This window comes from Streptomyces sp. MK7 (assembly GCF_032658145.1).
In the GTDB taxonomy this organism is placed as follows: Bacteria; Actinomycetota; Actinomycetes; order Streptomycetales; family Streptomycetaceae; genus Streptomyces; species Streptomyces spiralis.
On the sequence record NZ_JAVACL010000028.1, the window covers coordinates 37,527 to 52,984 of the forward strand.

Below are 15,458 nucleotides of genomic sequence, written 5' to 3' on the forward strand. Positions count from 1 at the left end.
CGGTGAGGGCCTCAGGAGGAGGCCAGCAACTCGGCGGCGCCGAGCACGGCCCGTGCCGCCTCGGCCGGCCGGGTGCGGGGGAAGTAGTGGCCGCCGTCGGCGAGTTCACGCAGATCCACGTGGTCGGCCAGGAACCGCCAGTCACGGTGGCGCTCGCGGGATCCGGCGGTGTGCGGATCGTCGGCGGCGACGACCACGGTGACCGGCGCGGCCAGCCTCCCCGCCGGCGGGGAGTCCAGGGCGTCGGCGAAGTAGTGGTGCGCCGAGACGCAGTCGTGCCGGTAGGCGGCACCGATGTGCTCGGCGTGCCGTGCGTTGAGCTCGCCCAGCTCGGTGTAGCCGCTGTCCGCGGCCAGCCGCGCCGCGATCTCGGCGTTGCCGCACCGCGCCAGCTCCGCCGCGGCGGCGCGCCGTTCGGCGGCCGTCCCGGGCAACTGCGCGCCGAGGAACACCCGCACCACCTCCACCCCGCGCCGGGCCAGCCGGCGCGCCGCCTCCACGGCGAGGGCGGAGCCGGAGGAGTGGCCCCACAGCATGACGCGCTCGATCCCCCGCCCGGTGATCTCGGCCACGACCTCCTCGGCCACCTGCTCCAGCGGTGCGAACGGCTCGTCGGCGGTGGCCAGGTCGTGGCCGGGCAGCTCGACGGCGTACACCGCCACACCGCTGCCCGCCAGGGCGCTCGCCATGGGCTGGAAGTTGACCGCGTTGCCGCCCGCGTACGGGAAGCACACCAGGGCGCACTCCCGCCGGCCGTCCGCTCCCGCCAGCGGCTGAAGCAGCCCGGTGCGCTGCCGGGCCGTGCCGTCCAGCAGCGCGGCGAGGTCGGCCAGGACCGGATGGCGGGTGATGTCCTTCAGGGACACGGCCCGGTTCAGGGCGATGGTGAGCTTCACCGCCGACAGCGAGGTGCCGCCGGAGTCGAAGAAGTGGTCCCCGCGGCCGATCCGCTCCCGGGGCAGCCCCAGCAGTTCGGCCCACGCCTCGGCCAGCCTGCGCTCGGTCGCCGTGCGCGGGGCGTCGCCGTGCTCCCCGCCCGGCCCTTGCGCACGTGCCGTGGGTTCGGCCCGTGCGGTCCGCTCGGCCAGCGCCGTGAGGGCCTTGCGGTCGATCTTGCCGTTGGCGGTCAGCGGCAGGGCGTCCTGCCAGTGGAATGCCGTCGGCACCATGTACGCGGGCAGCGCGTCCCCCAGCGCTCTCCGCAGCTCCTCCGTCTCCAGGCGCCGGCCGGAGTAGTAGGCGATCAGATGCGTGCTGCGGCCCGCGAGTTCGGCGACGACCACGGCGCCGTCCCGCACCCCCGGCACCCGCAGCAGGGTGTTCTCGATCTCACCGATCTCGATACGGAACCCCCGGATCTTCACCTGGCTGTCCCGGCGGCCCAGGAACTCCAGCTTGCCCCCGGGATGCCAGCGTCCCCAGTCGCCGCCCAGATACAGCCGTTCACCCGGCCGGTACGGGTCCTCCCGGTAGGCCTCACGGGTGCGTTCGGGGTCGTTGACGTAGCCCCGCCCCACGCAGACCCCCGAGAAGGCGATCAGCCCGGGAGCGCCCAGCGGCACCAGTGACAGGTGCTCGTCGACGACGAGGACACGGACGTTGTTGACCGGCCGGCCCAGCAGCACCCGTTCCGGCACCGCGTCCATGACCTCGTGGTTGGTGTCGTCGGAGGTCTCGGTCAGTCCGTAGGCGTTGACCAGCCGGATGCCGGGGGCCACGGCGAACCAGCGCTGGACCAGCTCCCGTTTCAGCGCCTCCCCGGTCACCGACACACAGGCCAGGTCGGGCAGTTCGCGCGGGTGCTGCTCCAGGTACGACGCGACCACCTCCAGGTAGGAGGGCACGACCTGCGCCACGCCCACCCGGCCGTGGACCAGCGTGTCCACGAACCGCTCCACGTCCACGACCGCGTCCTGCTCCACCAGCAGGGTCTGCCCGCCCACCAGCAGGGCCGCCAGCAGCTGCCACAGCGAGATGTCGAAGCACTGCGGGGCCGTCTGCGCCACCACCCGGCCGGGACCGATCCCCAGGTCGTCGATCTTGGCGAACAGGTGGTTGAGCATGCCGGCGTGCTCGCACATCGCCCCCTTCGGCTCACCCGTGGAACCGGAGGTGAAGTAGATGTACGCCAGCCGGCCGGGTGCCACCTCCATCCCGAGGTCGTCCTCGGCGTGGTCCTCCGCGTAGGCGGTGTCCACCAGCAGTTTCTCGACGTCCGCCGCCGGTGTGGCCAGGGCCTGGTCCAGGGAGGCGGTGCTGCCGGGCTCGGTCACGGCCAGCCGGCACCCGGCCCGCTTCAGCGTCGCCGCGATCCGGCCGGGCGGGAAGTGCGGCTCGATCGGCAGATAGACGCCACCCGCCTTGAACACGGCGAGGACCGCCGCCAGCCAGTCCAGGTCGCGTTCGGTGACCACCGCCACCACGTCCTCGCGGCCCAGCCCGCGTGCGAGCAGCGCCCGCGCCAGCCGGTTCGCGCGGGCGTTGAGCTCCGCGTACGTCCACGAACGCTCGCCGTGCACGGCGGCCACCGCGTCAGGACGCTCCCGTACCTGCCGCTCGAACAGCTCGTGCGCCCGCGCCCCGGGCAGCTCGCGGTGCGGTCCCGCCAGTCCGTCCAGCTGCTCGCGCAGCTCCTCGGCCGACAGCAGGCTCTGTCCGGCGTGCTCGGCGTCCGCGCCGGCCGCCATCAACCGCAGCGCGGCCAGGTGATAGCCACCGATCCGGGCCACCGCATCGGCGTCCAGCGCGTCGGTGCGGTACCGCAGCCGCAGCGCCGCCCGCCCGGAGCCGTCCCCGACGCTCCAGCGCACGTCCAGCACCACGTCCCCGGGCAGCGCGCCCTCGGCGGCCCCGGCACTCGGGGCGCGCCCGGCACCGCCCGAGTCCTTGGCGCTCTCGGCAGTCCGGCCGCCCTGGGTGTCCTCGCTGATGCCCGCGGCCTCCCCGGGGTCGAACAGCACCTCGTACGGCGGCTGTGTCAGCCCCAACTCGCGCCGCAGTTCGCCCACGGGGAAGTCCCGGTGCGTGAGCAGGTCCGCCTCGACCCGGCGGGCGCTGCGCACCAGCCCGCGCCACGTCGGCGGCGCGACGGTCAGCCGGCAGGGCAGCGGCCCGCCCCCGGGCCCCGTGGCGTACCCCGTCACCACGTCGCGCTCACCGGAGAGCGCGGCAAGCACCTTGGCGTGGGCGGCCAGCAGCACGGCGCTGACCGGCACGCCCAGTTCCGCCGCCAGCGCGCGCACCGACTCCACCACGTCGGCCGGCACCTGTTCCTCGTGCCGGCCCACACCCGCTTCCGGCTGCCCGCCCACCCACCGTGGAACGGCGGTGAATCCACCGGCGGTGAGCACGTCGGCCCAGAAGTCCCGGTCCGGTGCCACGAGCGTTCCCATCGATTGACCCTTCCTCAGTTCGCCGTCGGCGCGGCGGGGTTGCCTTCCCAGTGCGCGTTCGCGGAGACTTCCTCTCCCTTCATCAGGAAGGAGTCGGGGGCCAGCACGGCCGAGTCGCCCACCGTCACGCCGTAGTGGACATGCGCGGCGACCCCGAGGGTGACACCGGTGCCGAGCGTGGTGCGGTCGGACTTGAAGGTGCCGTCCTCCTGCGAATGGCACTGGATCTTGCTGCCGACGTTCAGCGTGCAGTCGTCGCCGATGGCGGTGAGGGTCCGCTCCGTGATGAGGCAGCCGTCGTCGAAGACGCGGCGGCCGATGCGCACGCCCATCAGCCGCCACATCAGGCTCTTGAACGGCGTCCCGTTGAACAGGGCGAGGTAGCGGTCCGGCACCTTCCACAGCCGCTCGTGCCACCAGAAATAGGGGTCGTAGATGGAGCACAGCCGGGGGCGCAGCGGGCGGAAGGAGGTGAGCATCCGCTCCACCAGCACGTAGTAGCCCGCGCTGAAGGCGACGGTGAGCGCCAGACAGCAGGCGATCACCACGTGTCCCAGCGTGCCGTAGAGGTCGACCGAGGCCAGACCGACCGCCGTGAGCGCGACCGTGTGCAGCCAGCGCAGGAACAGATGGAGCGCCATCGAGCGGACGTTGTAACGATTCTTCGCGGCAAGGTTGCGGCGCAGCTCCTCGCCGGTGCGCAGGTGGTCGAACCGGGTGTCGCGCTCCACCGTGCGGGGGATCTCGAAGCAGGGCGAGCCGAGCAGGCCGACCCCCTCGCGGATCTCGCCGTCCAGGGGAACCATCACCTTGGTGGCCAGCAGGCAGTTGTCGCCGGTCCTGCCACCCGCCGGATAGGCGATGTTGTTGCCGAGGAAGTTGCGGGCGCCGATCGAGGTCCGGGACACCCGGAAGGACGTGCGGGAGTAGTCCGCGTTGAGGACGGACAGCCCGTCGGCGACCATCGTGCCGCTGCCGACGGACACCAGGAACGGGGTCTCGTGCTGCACCTCGGTGCCGAAGTTGGAGCCGGTCTGCTCGACCTTCGACAGGTCGTATCCGATGCCGCGCAGATAGGGGACGATGTAGGAGCTGTCGCCGAAGAGCCAGGTGAAGAACCTGATGTTCGTCAGGGCGGTCGTCAGCCGGTGTGCGGCGTAGCGGAAGCCGTAGAGGGGATAGGTCCGGTCGGGCCTGACCACCAGGCGCAGCAGCCGCGGCACGGTGCACAGGGCGATCAGGCCCAGGACGACGCCGCCGAGGAACAGCACCGAGGCCACGATCAGCGTGTCGGTGACGAACTCCCCGGTCGAGGTGGCCCGCGTCCGCGCGTCCAACCGGTCGCTGAGCGCCGGGACCGCGGTGAACACCATGTACATGCCGCCGACGACGAGCGGCAGATAGATCAGGAGCAGCTGGAGCAGGGAGGACAGCGCGAAGCAGGCCCGCCGCAGGGTGCCGCACCGGGCCGGGGGCACCCGCACGTGGTCGACCTGCGTGGGCTGTGCGGGGGAGCCGTGGCGGCGCTCGCCGGACGGGATCTCCTGGCCCCGGTACAGGGCGGAGGCGTGTCCGAGCTGGGCCCCGTCGCCCATGGCGGTGTCGATGTCGAGCACCGTCTTCTCGCCGACGAACACGTCCCGGCCGAGGGTGATCCGGCCGGTCTGGATGCGCCCGGCGTGCGCGCGGTAGCAGAGGAAGTAGGCGTCCTTGCGGATCACGGTGCCGGCGCCGATGGTGAGCAGGTCGGTGCAGACCGGCACGGAGCGGGAGAGGATCGTGACGTCCTTGCCGATCCGCGCGCCGAGCGCCCGCAGGTACATCACGTACAGCGGATTGCCGGCGAAGAGGATCATGGGATTGGCGTGGAGCAGCGCCTTGACGATCCAGAACCGCAGATACGCCAGAGACCAGACCGGGAACTCACCGGCTTTCCAGCGTCCGACGAGAATCCACTTGGCCGCCACCGGGAAGGCGCACACGGCGATGAACCCGGCGCCGCCGCACACGAGCGACCGCAGATAGATGTCCAGGAGACCCGAGGCCGAGGCGACCCATTCATAGGACTGGGTGGTCGCCATCCCGATCGCGAACGAGTAGCCGAGGAAGATCAGCAGCTGAAGGGTCCCGCACAGCAGGTAGCGCACCGTACCGGCCGGTGCGTCCCGGGCGGGCGGCGGTGGCGGCGCCGACGGGGCCGGCCGTGCCGGGGGTCCGGGGGGTGACACGGGCTCCGGGGCGGCGGCCGGGGCGGTGGATCCGGCGGGCGCGGACGCGGGCTGTGCGAGCGCGGCCGCCAGGGCGCGGATCGTGGGGCACCGGTAGATGTCCCTCATGGACACGGACGGCAGGCCCGGCCGCTTGCGCACCCGTGCGCAGAACTGGGCCATCACCAGGGAGTTCGCGCCGAGGTCGGTGAAGAAGTGGCTGTCCGCCGGCACATCGTCGGCGTCCACGAGGTCCGCCAGGATGCCGGCGAGTTCCCGCTCGGTGTCCGCCGGCGTCGGCGCGGTGTCTCCGCGTGGGGCGATGGCGGGTCCGTCCGGCTCGGGCATCAGGATGTCGGCAGACTTCTCCACCATGCGTGCTCCCTGAGGAAGGGCCGAAAACCACCGGCCGGCGTGACCGGTCCCCGAGACCGTGCGCTGTCGTCTGCATCCGTTGTGGCTGAATCCGTTGGGGCCTGATCACGAAGACTGATCACCAAAGCATGGATCAGTCTTGTGCCGTCAGAGCCCCGTTGCCACCTGTGCCGCCGGCCGGCCGCGGGTCACCGTCGCCCCGGGACGGCCCGGCTCGCCGCTTGTTTACCGGCCCCCGCGCCGGCCGGGACGTGCGGCGGGATCACCCGTATGGAGTTCACTCGTCCGGCCCTTCCCGCGCGTCGCGACGGTGCGCGCGGGCGCGGAGGGCGGCCCGACGGGAAACCCTTGGCAGCCGAGTGGCCACGGCCCGTACGGACGCGCACACTGAGCAGTGACGCGGGGCCGCGACTGCGCACTGTCGCGGGGCCGCCCGAAGCAGGGCTGTGCCGGCCCGCGGGCCGGACCGTTCGTCGAGGGGGCCTATATGGCCGTAGAGATACCGCCCCTGATCAAACCCTCCCGTCTCAGGCGCCGTGGAGGTCTGTGGGGCGAGTGCCTGGCTGAGTTCCTGGGGACCTTCGTCCTCATCGCCTTCGGATGCGGCTCGGTGGCCATGGCTGTCGCGGCGCTGCCCGGATCGGGCCGGACGGAGGGGCCCACCACCTTCTTCCTGGGGGCGGGGGACTGGCTGCTGATCACCTGGGGCTGGGCGTTCGCCGTGGTCTTCGGTGTGTACGTGGCCGGCGGCGTCAGCGGCGCGCACATCAACCCCGCGGTCACGCTGGCCTTCGCGGTGCGGCGCAGGTTCCCGTGGGTGAAGGTGGTCCCGTACTGGTGCGCGCAGGTGGTGGGCGCCTTCGCCGGAGCGGCCCTGGTGTACGCCGTGTACCACGACGCGATCAACACCTTCGACGCGGCGATGAAGGGACCGAAGACCAACGGGCACACCGTCGCCTCGTTCTCCATTTTCGCGACCTTCCCGGCGCCCTACTTCCACGGCGGCGTCTGGGGCCCGCTGGTGGACCAGATCGTCGGCACCGCGTTGCTGCTGATGCTGATCGCGGCGATCGTCGACCTGCGCAACACCGCGGTGAAGGCCAACCTCGGGCCGCTGGTGATCGGCTTCGTCGTCGCCGCGATCGGCATCTCCTACGGCGCGAACGCGGGATACGCCATCAACCCGGCCCGCGACTTCGGCCCCCGGCTGTTCACGTTCGCCGCGGGGTGGGGCGATCTCGCGCTACCGGGGTCCCTGGCCGGTTCGTTCAGTCACTACTGGTGGATCCCCATCGTCGGGCCGCTGGTCGGCGGTGTGGTCGGCGTGCTCGTCTACGACCTCTTCGTCGGCGACGTCCTCACCGTCCGCGCCCAGGAAGGCGTGCCGCCCGAGCCCGGGCGCACCCGCGGCAGCACGCAGGACGAGGAGTAGCCGTCAGGAGCAGGCCCGGGGTGCGGGGTTGACCGGGACCGGCCGCCGGCGGTTGCCGGGCGGCCGGGCCGACCGGGCGCGGGGTCAGCCGTGGTACGTGATGTAGCCGTTGCCGTCCCGGTCGTCGCGGGACCTGGTGTAGGAGTGCACGTCCGCGCGGGCGCCGGAGGGCTTGTAGAGGTAGATGGTGTCCTTGTCGTTGTTCCACATGAAGTTGCAGTTCTGGCGGTAGGCGACGTTCTTGGCGTCGGACTCCGTGCCCTTGCCGCCGCGCAGGCTCACATAGTCGCCGGGCTGGAGGTAGTGGTTGGCGGAGAACCGGTACGTGTTGCCGGCGGCGTCCTTGACGACGTAGCCCTTGAGGTTGACGCTCGTGGAGCGCGAGTAGTTCTTGATGGTCAGATACTCGCTCTTGGTGTTGCCCGTGCTGCAGCTGTTGGAGTCCCGCCCGGGCGCGTCGTACTGGATGCCCTTGATCTTCAGGGCGGAGGAGTACTCGGCGGCCTGGGCCGGGACCGCGGCGACGACGGCGAGTGCCGCGGTGGTGGCGGTGGCGGCGGTGGTGGCGAGCGCGGAGCGTATGCGCATGAGGTTCCCCCCTCAGTGGTGCGAACGAAGCGGCAGGAGCTTACACAACACGTGACGGACATGTGACGGGAAGATGAGGAAAATGTGAAGGTGGTGGGTGCGGGTGCCGTGTGGGTGTCGGCGTCGTGTGTGCGGCCGTTCGCGTGACGGCACCGCTCGAGGCATCGTGCCGGGGGCGGCGCGTGTCCTCGGATAGCGTGGCGGTGTGACCGAGACCGACTATCTCGCGGCCGTGCGCGAGTCGTACGACACCGTCGCCGCCACCTATGCCGAACGCGTGCCGGAACCGGCCGCGTTGGATCCCCTGTCCCGCGGCATGCTGGCGGCGTTCGCCGAGTCGGTGCGGATCGCCGGGACGGGGCCGGTCGCCGACGTGGGGTGCGGGCCCGGCAAGGTCACCGCCCACCTCGCCGCGTCCGGCGTCGACGCCTTCGGCATCGACCTGTCGTCCCGGATGCTCTCACTGGCCCGGCGAGCCCATCCCCACTTGCGGTTCGTCCAGGGGTCGATGACCGCCCTGGGGATCGGCGGCGGCACCCTCGGCGGCATCCTGGCCTGGTACTCCACGCATCACACGCCCCCCGCCCACCTGCCCGCGGTCTTCGCCGGGTTCCACCGCGTCCTCGCGCCCGGCGGCCATCTGCTGTGGGGGTGCTACACCGGCGACGAACACCTGCGCCCCGTCCAGGGGTACGGTCACCCCGTGTCCTACGAGTCGTACCTGTCGCCGGCGGAACGGGTGGCCGAACTGCTGGGCCGGGCCGGGCTCGTGGTCACCGCGACCCTGGAGCAGGAGCCCGAGGGGAGGCTGACCCGGCGGCACGCCTGCCTGCTGGCCCGCAAGCCCTGACGCCCGCGGGCCCGGGTGCGTCACGCCGTGGTGAGCACCATACGGAAGCGGGCCGCGCCGGAAAGCATCTTCCGGTAGGCCTCGTCGGCCCGCTCCAGCGGAACCGTCTCGGTTATCGGGCGGATCCCGTGCAGAGCGCTGAACGCCATGGTGTCCTGCACGTCCCGCGCGGTGCCGGACGGATGACCGCGGACCTCCTTGCCGGACATGATCAGCTGCAACGGGCTGATCCCCAGCGGCTCGGGCGTCGCGCCGATGACGACCAGTTCGCCGCGGTGCGAGAGCCCGTCCACGGTCGCCGCGATGGCCTCGGAGCTGCCCGCGGTGGCCAGGACGACCTTCGCGCCGCCCAGGGAGCGCAGCGCCTCGGCCACGGGGGTGCCCGCCGTGCTGTCGACATAGTGGTGGGCGCCCAGCCGCTTGGCGATGTCGGCCTTGTCGGCGCCGCGGGCGATCGCCACCGTCTCCAGGCCCATGGCCGCCGCGTACTGCACTCCCAGGTGCCCCAGGCCGCCGATGCCGAGCACCGCGACCAGGTCGCCGGGCCGGGCGGCGCTGCGCCGCAGCCCGTTGAACACGGTCACGCCGGCGCACGCCATGGGCCCCGCGTCGCTCGCCGCCAGTCCCTCGGGGATCCGGGCCAGGGCGTCGACCGGTGCGATCACCCGCTCGGCGAAGCCACCGTCGTACGCCCAGCCGGGCACCTTCAGGTTCACGCACACGATGAAGTCGCCCTGCCGGCACGGCGTGCAGTGGAGGCAGCTGCCGCCGAACCAGCCCACCGTCACCCGGTCGCCCTCCTGCCAGCCGTACTCCCGCGCGCCCTCGCCGAGCGCGTCGATCCGGCCGGCGATCTCGTGTCCGGGAACCACCGGGAAACGGATGCCGGGCACCGCCGCGTCCACGAAGAACGTGTCGCTGTGGCAGACGCCGCAGGCCTCCACGGTGATCCGCACATGACGGGGACCCGGCTCCGCCACCTCACGCTCGGCGATCTCCAACGGCCCACCGGCAGCGGTCGCCTGGGCGACTCTGTAGGTACTCATGTCCGACTCTCCCGGTTCGATACGGCGCTCCCGACAGGTACCCCCACCTCCAGCACACCAGCCCGAAACGGATCGCGCGCGCCGAGCCCTGCCGCCCGGACCGCCTGGGCGCCCTCGGGATTCCTGGCGGTGCCGTCGGGCGGCGGGCGGCGGACGGCGTGCCGGGGCGCTCATCGCGTGCCGGGGGCGGAGCGCCGGGCGCGCGGTCGGGTCCGGACGCGCCGGACGAGGTCCGCGGCGGCCTGCGGCCACCGCGGGTGGTCGAAGACGAAGCCCGCCTCGAGCAGGCGGCCGGGCACGACACGCCGGCTCTTCAGCAGCAGTTCGGTGTCCGTGCGCAGCACGAATGCGCCGATCTCCGCCATCCACGCCGTCGCGGGCAGGCCCATCGGGACACCCCACGCGGCGCGCAGTTCGCGCATGAGGGCGCGCTGCGGCACGGGGTGCGGCGCCGCGAGGTTCACCGGCCCGGCGATGTCCTCCCGGCCGGCCAGGAACTCCACCGCGCGGACGAAGTCGTGCTCGTGGATCCAGGACACGTACTGCCCGCCGCCCGCCACCGGGCCGCCCAGACCCAGCCGGGCCAGCCACAGCAGGACGTCGAGGACACCGCCCCGGCCGGGGCTCATCACCATGGCGGAACGGAGGGCGACCTTGCGGGTGTGCGGGGTGTCGGCCCGCTCCTGCTCACGCTCCCAGGCCTCGGCGATCTCGACGCTGTAGGCCCAATAGCCCGGAACCCCGGGTTCCGACCCGCCGATCACCCCGCTCCGCTCGTCGTTGGGCGCGTCGAAGCGATGGGCGTACACGGTGGCCGTGCTCATCTGGAGCCAGACGCGCGGCGGCCGCACGGCGGCGGCGATCGCCTCGCCCACGACGCGGGCGGAGTCCACCCGTGAGTCCATCATCGCCCGGAGATTGGCGGGCGTGTACCGGCAGCTGACGCTGCGTCCGGCCAGGTTCACCACCATGTCGCAGCCGTCGATCACCCCGGCCCACGGACCCAGGGTCCGTCCGTCCCACCGGACCTGCCCCGGGCCCGCGGGGCGCCGGCTCAGCACCACGACCTCGTGCCCGGCGGCGGTCAGCGCGCGCTCCAGCACCGTACCCACCTGCCCGGTCCCGCCGGGCAGCACGATCTTCATCGGACGTCGACCCCCTCTGTCGGTGGGAGCGACTGTAACCCAGAGAGTTGAACACGTTCAAAAATGGTCGGCGCGTCCCGCGCGCGGGACGGGGTGGCGGGCCCGCTATGTTCTCTCCGGAGAATCGATCCCCGGAGCCTGCATGCGCGAGACAGACGTACTGGGGGAGGAGGCCGTGACGCCCTCGGCGTCCCCCGCGGCCCCCGTGGCGGCCGACGACGCCCCGGCCCGCGGCCTGCCCCGGTTCTGGCCGCTCCTGCTGCTGGGCGCGGCCGTCGTCCCCGGCGGGGTGATCTTCGCCGCCGGGCGGTGGTCGGACGCGCCCGCCCTGCAGGCCTGGCGGACCGTCTGTCTCGCCGTCACCGTCCAGGCGCTGCCCTTCCTGCTGCTCGGCACGGCCCTGTCCGGCGCCATCAACGCCTTCGTGCCGGCCCGTGTGTTCAGCCGGGTGCTGCCGAAGCGTCCCGTCCTCGCCGTCCCGGTGGCCGGGGTCGCCGGAGTGGTCCTGCCCGGCTGCGAATGCGCCTCGGTGCCGGTCGCGAACAGCCTGATCAACCGCGGCGTGACCCCGGCCGCCGCGCTGGCGTTCCTGCTGTCGGCGCCCGCCGTCAACCCGGTCGTGCTGACCGCCACGGCGATCGCCTTCCCCGGCAAGCCCGCCATGGTGCTGGCCCGGCTGCTCGCCTCGCTGGCCACCGCCGCCGTCATGGGCTGGCTCTGGCTCTTCCTGGGGCGCGAGAAGTGGCTCCGGCCCACCGCGCGGCACACCGGGCACCAGCCGGGGCACAACCGCTGGACGGAGTTCCGGCGCGGCTTCCAGCACGACTTCCTGCACGCGGGCGGCTTCCTGGTGCTCGGCGCCATGGCCGCGGCCACCTTCAACGTGACGGTCCCGCGCACGGTGCTCGACGCCTTCTCCGGCTCGCCCTGGCTGTCGGTGCTGTTCCTGGCGGCGCTCGCCGTCCTGCTGGCGGTCTGCTCGGAGGCCGACGCCTTCGTCGCGGCCTCGCTCACCGGGTTCTCCCCCCTAGCCCGGCTGACGTTCATGGTGGTCGGCCCCATGGTCGACCTGAAGCTGATCGCCCTTCAGGCCGGCACCTTCGGCCGCGCGTTCGCGGCCCGCTTCTCCACCGCCACCATGGTCGTCGCCGTACTGTGCAGCGCGCTCGTCGGAGGTTTCCTGCTGTGAGACGCCCCCTTCAGGTGGCCCTGCTCGTGCTCAGCGGCCTCGGCCTGCTGCACGCCTCGCTCTTCACCGACCTCTTCCTGCGCTACGTCAAGGAGGGCATGCGGCCGCTGCTGATCGCCTCCGGCGTGGTGCTGCTCGTGCTGGGCGTGGCGGAGGCATGGGCGTCGCGGCCGGACGCGCGCACCGCCCACACCTCCCACGACGGTCACGGCCACGCCGCCCACGACGATCACGGCGACACCTCCCGCCACGACGGTCACGGCCACGGCCACGACCACGGCTCCGTGCCCCGCGTCGCCTGGCTGCTGCTGCTTCCGGCGCTCAGCCTGCTGTTCTACGCCCCGCCGGCCCTCGGTGCGTACACCGCCTCCCGCGAGGCACCCAGGGCCGTCGACCGGCAGAGCCACTTCGACCCGCTGCCCGCGACCTCACCGCTCCCGATGACCCTCACCGACTTCACCCGCCGGGTGCAGCAGGACCGCGAGCGGGCCATCCGGGGCCGCACCGTCCTGCTGACCGGCTTCGTCACGCCGGACAAGGGCCGCGACACCTGGTACCTGACGCGGATCATCCTCTCCTGCTGCGCGGCGGACGCCCAGTCCGTGAAGGTACGGATCCACGGGACACCGGCGCTGCCCGCCGACACCTGGGTGTCCGTCACCGGTACCTGGCACCCGGGAGGCACCCTGGGCACGACGTCCGCCCGGGCGGCCATGGACGCCCGTGAGATCAAGAAGATCCCGCGTCCGATCAACGGCTACACGGACGACCTCCCGCTCGTGCCGTCCCGCTGACGGCCCGGGTGACGGCGTGGGTGACCGCTCAGGCCACCGTCACCCACCTTCGCTCCCGCGCGGAGAGGGCCATGGCGTCCAGGGCCGTCGCCGCGGCGACGGCGTCGGCGAGGGTCGCGCCGTGGGCGGTGCCCTCCGCGACGGAGCGCAGGAAGTGGTGGGCCTCGATGACCTTCAGGTCGTCGTAGCCCATGGCGTTGGCCGCCCCGGGCTGGAAGGCGGCGTACTCGCCGTGTCCGGGGCCGACGTGGACGGTGCTGACCGGCTGGTCCTGGTACGCGGTGCCGCGACTGACGCCGAGTTCGCCCATGCGGCGGAAGTCCCAGAACAGCGCGCCCGTGGTGCCGTGGATCTCGAAGCCGTAGGCGTTCTGCTCGCCGACCGAGACCCGGCAGGTCTCCAGCACCCCTCGGGCGCCCGAGGCGAAGCGCAGCAGGCAGCCGGCGTAGTCGTCGTTCTCGACGGGGCCGGACTCCCCGCCCGTCGCCCGGGCGTGGCCGGCGGTGGCGCCGGCCGGACGGGCCCGCTCGGGCACGAACACGGCCGTGTCGGCGGCCAGCGAGTCGATCTCGCCGACCAGGTGGCGGGCGAGGTCGACACCGTGGGAGGCCAGGTCGCCCAGGACTCCGCTGCCGCCGCGTTCGCGCTCGTACCGCCACGTCAGCGCGGACTCGGGGTGGGCGGCGTAGTCGCTGAACAGCCGGATGCGGACATGGGTGACCGTGCCGATCCCGCCGGTGGCGATCAGCTCGCGGGCGGCGGCGACGGCGGGCGCGTTGCGGTAGTTGAAGCCGACGGTGCCCTGCACGCCGGCCCGCGCGGCCGCGTCGGCGACAGCGCGGGCGTCGTCGGCGGTGAGGCCGACCGGCTTCTCGATCCAGATGTGCTTGCCGGCCTCGGCCATGGCGACACCGATCTCGCGGTGCAGGAAGTTCGGCGCGGTGATGCTGACCGCCCGCACCCGGGGATCGGTGGCGATCTCCCGCCAGTCGCGGGTCGCGGAGTCGAAGCCGTACCGCCCGGCCGCCTCGTCCGCCCGGCCGGGCACCTCGTCGGCGACCGCGACCAGGTGCGGACGGACCGTCAGCTGAGGGAAGTGGTGGGGCACGCGGACATAGGCCTGGGTGTGCACCCGCCCCATCCAGCCGAATCCGACGACGGCGACGCCGAGCGTGTTCACCATGGCAGCCTCTCTTCACAGCCCCTCTTTGGACCGATCCAAAACCTCGCTCACCATGACCGCCGCCCCCACCGGGTGTCAAGGCGCTGGCCCCGGCTACGCACTCGCCCTTTACAAGAGCCGTCCGCTTGTGGAACGGTCCATCGCGTGCGATCCCCGACCATTCGCGACGTGGCCGCGCGGGCCGGTGTGTCGAAGTCCCTGGTCTCGCTGGTGCTGCGCGGCTCCGAGAGCGTGCGTCCCGAGAAGCGGCGGGCCGTCCTCGCCGCGATCGAGGAGCTCGGCTACCGTCCCAACGCCGCCGCCCGCAGCCTCAGCGAGCGCCGCACCCGCACCGTCGGCGTCCTGCTGAACGACCTGCGCAACCCCTGGTTCGTCGAACTCCTCGACGGGCTGAACGGCCGCCTCCACGACAGCGGCCTGCATGTGCTGCTCGCCGACGGACGGCTCAACCGGCGTCTGGGGCAGGACCTCACCCGTACGTTCACCGAACTGCGTGTGGACGGCGTGGTCGCCGTCGGCACCCTTCAGGACCCGGCGGCGCTGCGCACGGCGGCCGACCGGGTGCCCACCGTCGTCGCCGGCGCCCGGGAACCCGAACTGCCCGGGGTGGACGTGATCGCGGGCGACGACGAGCACGGCGCCCGGCTGGCCACCGAGCACCTCATCGGCCTCGGTCACCGGCGCATCGCGCACATCGCGGGGCGGGGCGCGGTCGGTGAGCTGCGCCGCCGGGGCTTCGAGGCCGTCATGCGCGAGCACGGTCTGGCGGAGACGGCGGTGGTGGAGCAGGGCGACCTCACCGAGGAGGGCGGCTACCGGGCCACCGTCCGGCTGCTGAGCCGCAGGCAGCGGCCGACCGCCGTCTTCGCCGTCAACGACATGACCTGTGTCGGCGCCCTGTCGGCGGCCGAGGAGAGCGGTCTCGGGGTGCCCGGCGACCTGTCCCTGGCCGGATACGACAACACCTACCTGTCCCGGCTGCGGCATCTGTGGCTGACCACGGTGGACAACGCCAGCCACGATGTGGGCCGGCGCGCCGCGCAGCGGCTGCTGGACAGGATCGAGGACCCGGGCCGCCCGCGTACCGTGGACCTGACCGTGCCCGTCCTGGAGGTGCGCGGCACCACGGCAGCGCCGTCCGGCGGCGACTGAGAGCCGCCGGACGGCGCGCGGTGTTCGTGCGCCGCCCGGGCGTCGTGGCCGACCGGCGCGAGGCACAAGGGCGCCGACATGGCCGAACCGGGGTCGGAAGCCGGA

At 72.8% G+C, this 15,458-nt stretch carries 11 protein-coding genes; 5 read left to right on the forward strand and 6 right to left on the reverse strand.

The genetic code is table 11. From position 1 onward, the window contains the following. Positions 1 to 11: 11 nt before the first annotated feature. A complete protein-coding gene (locus R2S09_RS26480; protein WP_316743661.1) occupies positions 12 to 3,392 on the reverse strand; it encodes an amino acid adenylation domain-containing protein in 3,381 nt (1,126 codons plus the stop codon). A 14-nt stretch (positions 3,393 to 3,406) separates the two neighbouring features. Further along, a complete protein-coding gene (locus tag R2S09_RS26485) occupies positions 3,407 to 5,974 on the reverse strand; it encodes a Pls/PosA family non-ribosomal peptide synthetase (RefSeq protein WP_306187739.1) in 2,568 nt (855 codons plus the stop codon). A gap of 487 nt (positions 5,975 to 6,461) precedes the next feature. Between R2S09_RS26485 and R2S09_RS26490 the strand changes: the two genes are divergently transcribed. After that, entirely contained in the window at positions 6,462 to 7,406 is a 945-nt protein-coding gene (locus R2S09_RS26490; protein WP_306187738.1) for an MIP/aquaporin family protein, read from the forward strand. 84 nt (positions 7,407 to 7,490) lie between these two features. Here R2S09_RS26490 and R2S09_RS26495 read toward each other — a convergent pair whose 3' ends face one another. Next, positions 7,491 to 7,994 (reverse strand): lamin tail domain-containing protein, encoded by a 504-nt coding sequence (locus tag R2S09_RS26495; protein ID WP_316743663.1) that lies wholly within the window; start codon positions 7,992 to 7,994, stop codon positions 7,491 to 7,493. A 205-nt stretch (positions 7,995 to 8,199) separates the two neighbouring features. On the opposite strand from R2S09_RS26495, the gene R2S09_RS26500 reads away from it, so the two are divergent. Beyond that, positions 8,200 to 8,844, forward strand: a complete 645-nt coding sequence (locus R2S09_RS26500; protein WP_316743665.1) for a class I SAM-dependent methyltransferase — start codon at positions 8,200 to 8,202, stop codon at positions 8,842 to 8,844. Positions 8,845 to 8,864: 20 nt separating this feature from the next. Here the strand turns inward: R2S09_RS26500 and R2S09_RS26505 are convergent, their stop codons facing one another. Beyond that, positions 8,865 to 9,890: an alcohol dehydrogenase gene (locus R2S09_RS26505; protein ID WP_316743667.1), complete on the reverse strand. Its 1,026-nt coding sequence runs from the start codon at positions 9,888 to 9,890 to the stop codon at positions 8,865 to 8,867. A 170-nt stretch (positions 9,891 to 10,060) separates the two neighbouring features. After that, a complete protein-coding gene (locus R2S09_RS26510; protein ID WP_306187732.1) occupies positions 10,061 to 11,035 on the reverse strand; it encodes a DUF1731 domain-containing protein in 975 nt (324 codons plus the stop codon). Between the two features lie 142 nt (positions 11,036 to 11,177). On the opposite strand from R2S09_RS26510, the gene R2S09_RS26515 reads away from it, so the two are divergent. Next, positions 11,178 to 12,224, forward strand: coding sequence for a permease (locus R2S09_RS26515; RefSeq protein WP_306187730.1), 1,047 nt, complete (start codon positions 11,178 to 11,180; stop codon positions 12,222 to 12,224). Continuing rightward, a complete protein-coding gene (locus R2S09_RS26520; RefSeq protein WP_316743668.1) occupies positions 12,221 to 13,018 on the forward strand; it encodes a TIGR03943 family putative permease subunit in 798 nt (265 codons plus the stop codon). Before R2S09_RS26515 ends, R2S09_RS26520 begins: the two co-directional genes overlap by 4 nt. Positions 13,019 to 13,046: 28 nt before the next feature. Here R2S09_RS26520 and R2S09_RS26525 read toward each other — a convergent pair whose 3' ends face one another. Further along, complete coding sequence (locus R2S09_RS26525) at positions 13,047 to 14,201, reverse strand: Gfo/Idh/MocA family protein (RefSeq protein WP_306187726.1); 1,155 nt, start codon at positions 14,199 to 14,201, stop codon at positions 13,047 to 13,049. Between the two features lie 144 nt (positions 14,202 to 14,345). Here R2S09_RS26525 and R2S09_RS26530 point away from each other — a divergent pair, with 144 nt between their 5' ends. Beyond that, positions 14,346 to 15,353 (forward strand): LacI family DNA-binding transcriptional regulator, encoded by a 1,008-nt coding sequence (locus R2S09_RS26530; RefSeq protein WP_306187724.1) that lies wholly within the window; start codon positions 14,346 to 14,348, stop codon positions 15,351 to 15,353. Positions 15,354 to 15,458: the final 105 nt, after the last annotated feature.

Bases quoted from the DNA above. Each gene is read 5' to 3' on its own strand.
- R2S09_RS26480 (WP_316743661.1), bottom strand. From the start codon at position 3,392: ATGGGAACGCTCGTGGCACCGGACCGGGACTTCTGGGCCGACGTGCTC.
- R2S09_RS26485 (WP_306187739.1), bottom strand. From the start codon at position 5,974: ATGGTGGAGAAGTCTGCCGACATCCTGATGCCCGAGCCGGACGGACCC.
- R2S09_RS26490 (WP_306187738.1), top strand. From the start codon at position 6,462: ATGGCCGTAGAGATACCGCCCCTGATCAAACCCTCCCGTCTCAGGCGC.
- R2S09_RS26495 (WP_316743663.1), bottom strand. From the start codon at position 7,994: ATGCGCATACGCTCCGCGCTCGCCACCACCGCCGCCACCGCCACCACC.
- R2S09_RS26505 (WP_316743667.1), bottom strand. From the start codon at position 9,890: ATGAGTACCTACAGAGTCGCCCAGGCGACCGCTGCCGGTGGGCCGTTG.
- R2S09_RS26510 (WP_306187732.1), bottom strand. From the start codon at position 11,035: ATGAAGATCGTGCTGCCCGGCGGGACCGGGCAGGTGGGTACGGTGCTG.
- R2S09_RS26515 (WP_306187730.1), top strand. From the start codon at position 11,178: ATGCGCGAGACAGACGTACTGGGGGAGGAGGCCGTGACGCCCTCGGCG.
- R2S09_RS26525 (WP_306187726.1), bottom strand. From the start codon at position 14,201: ATGGTGAACACGCTCGGCGTCGCCGTCGTCGGATTCGGCTGGATGGGG.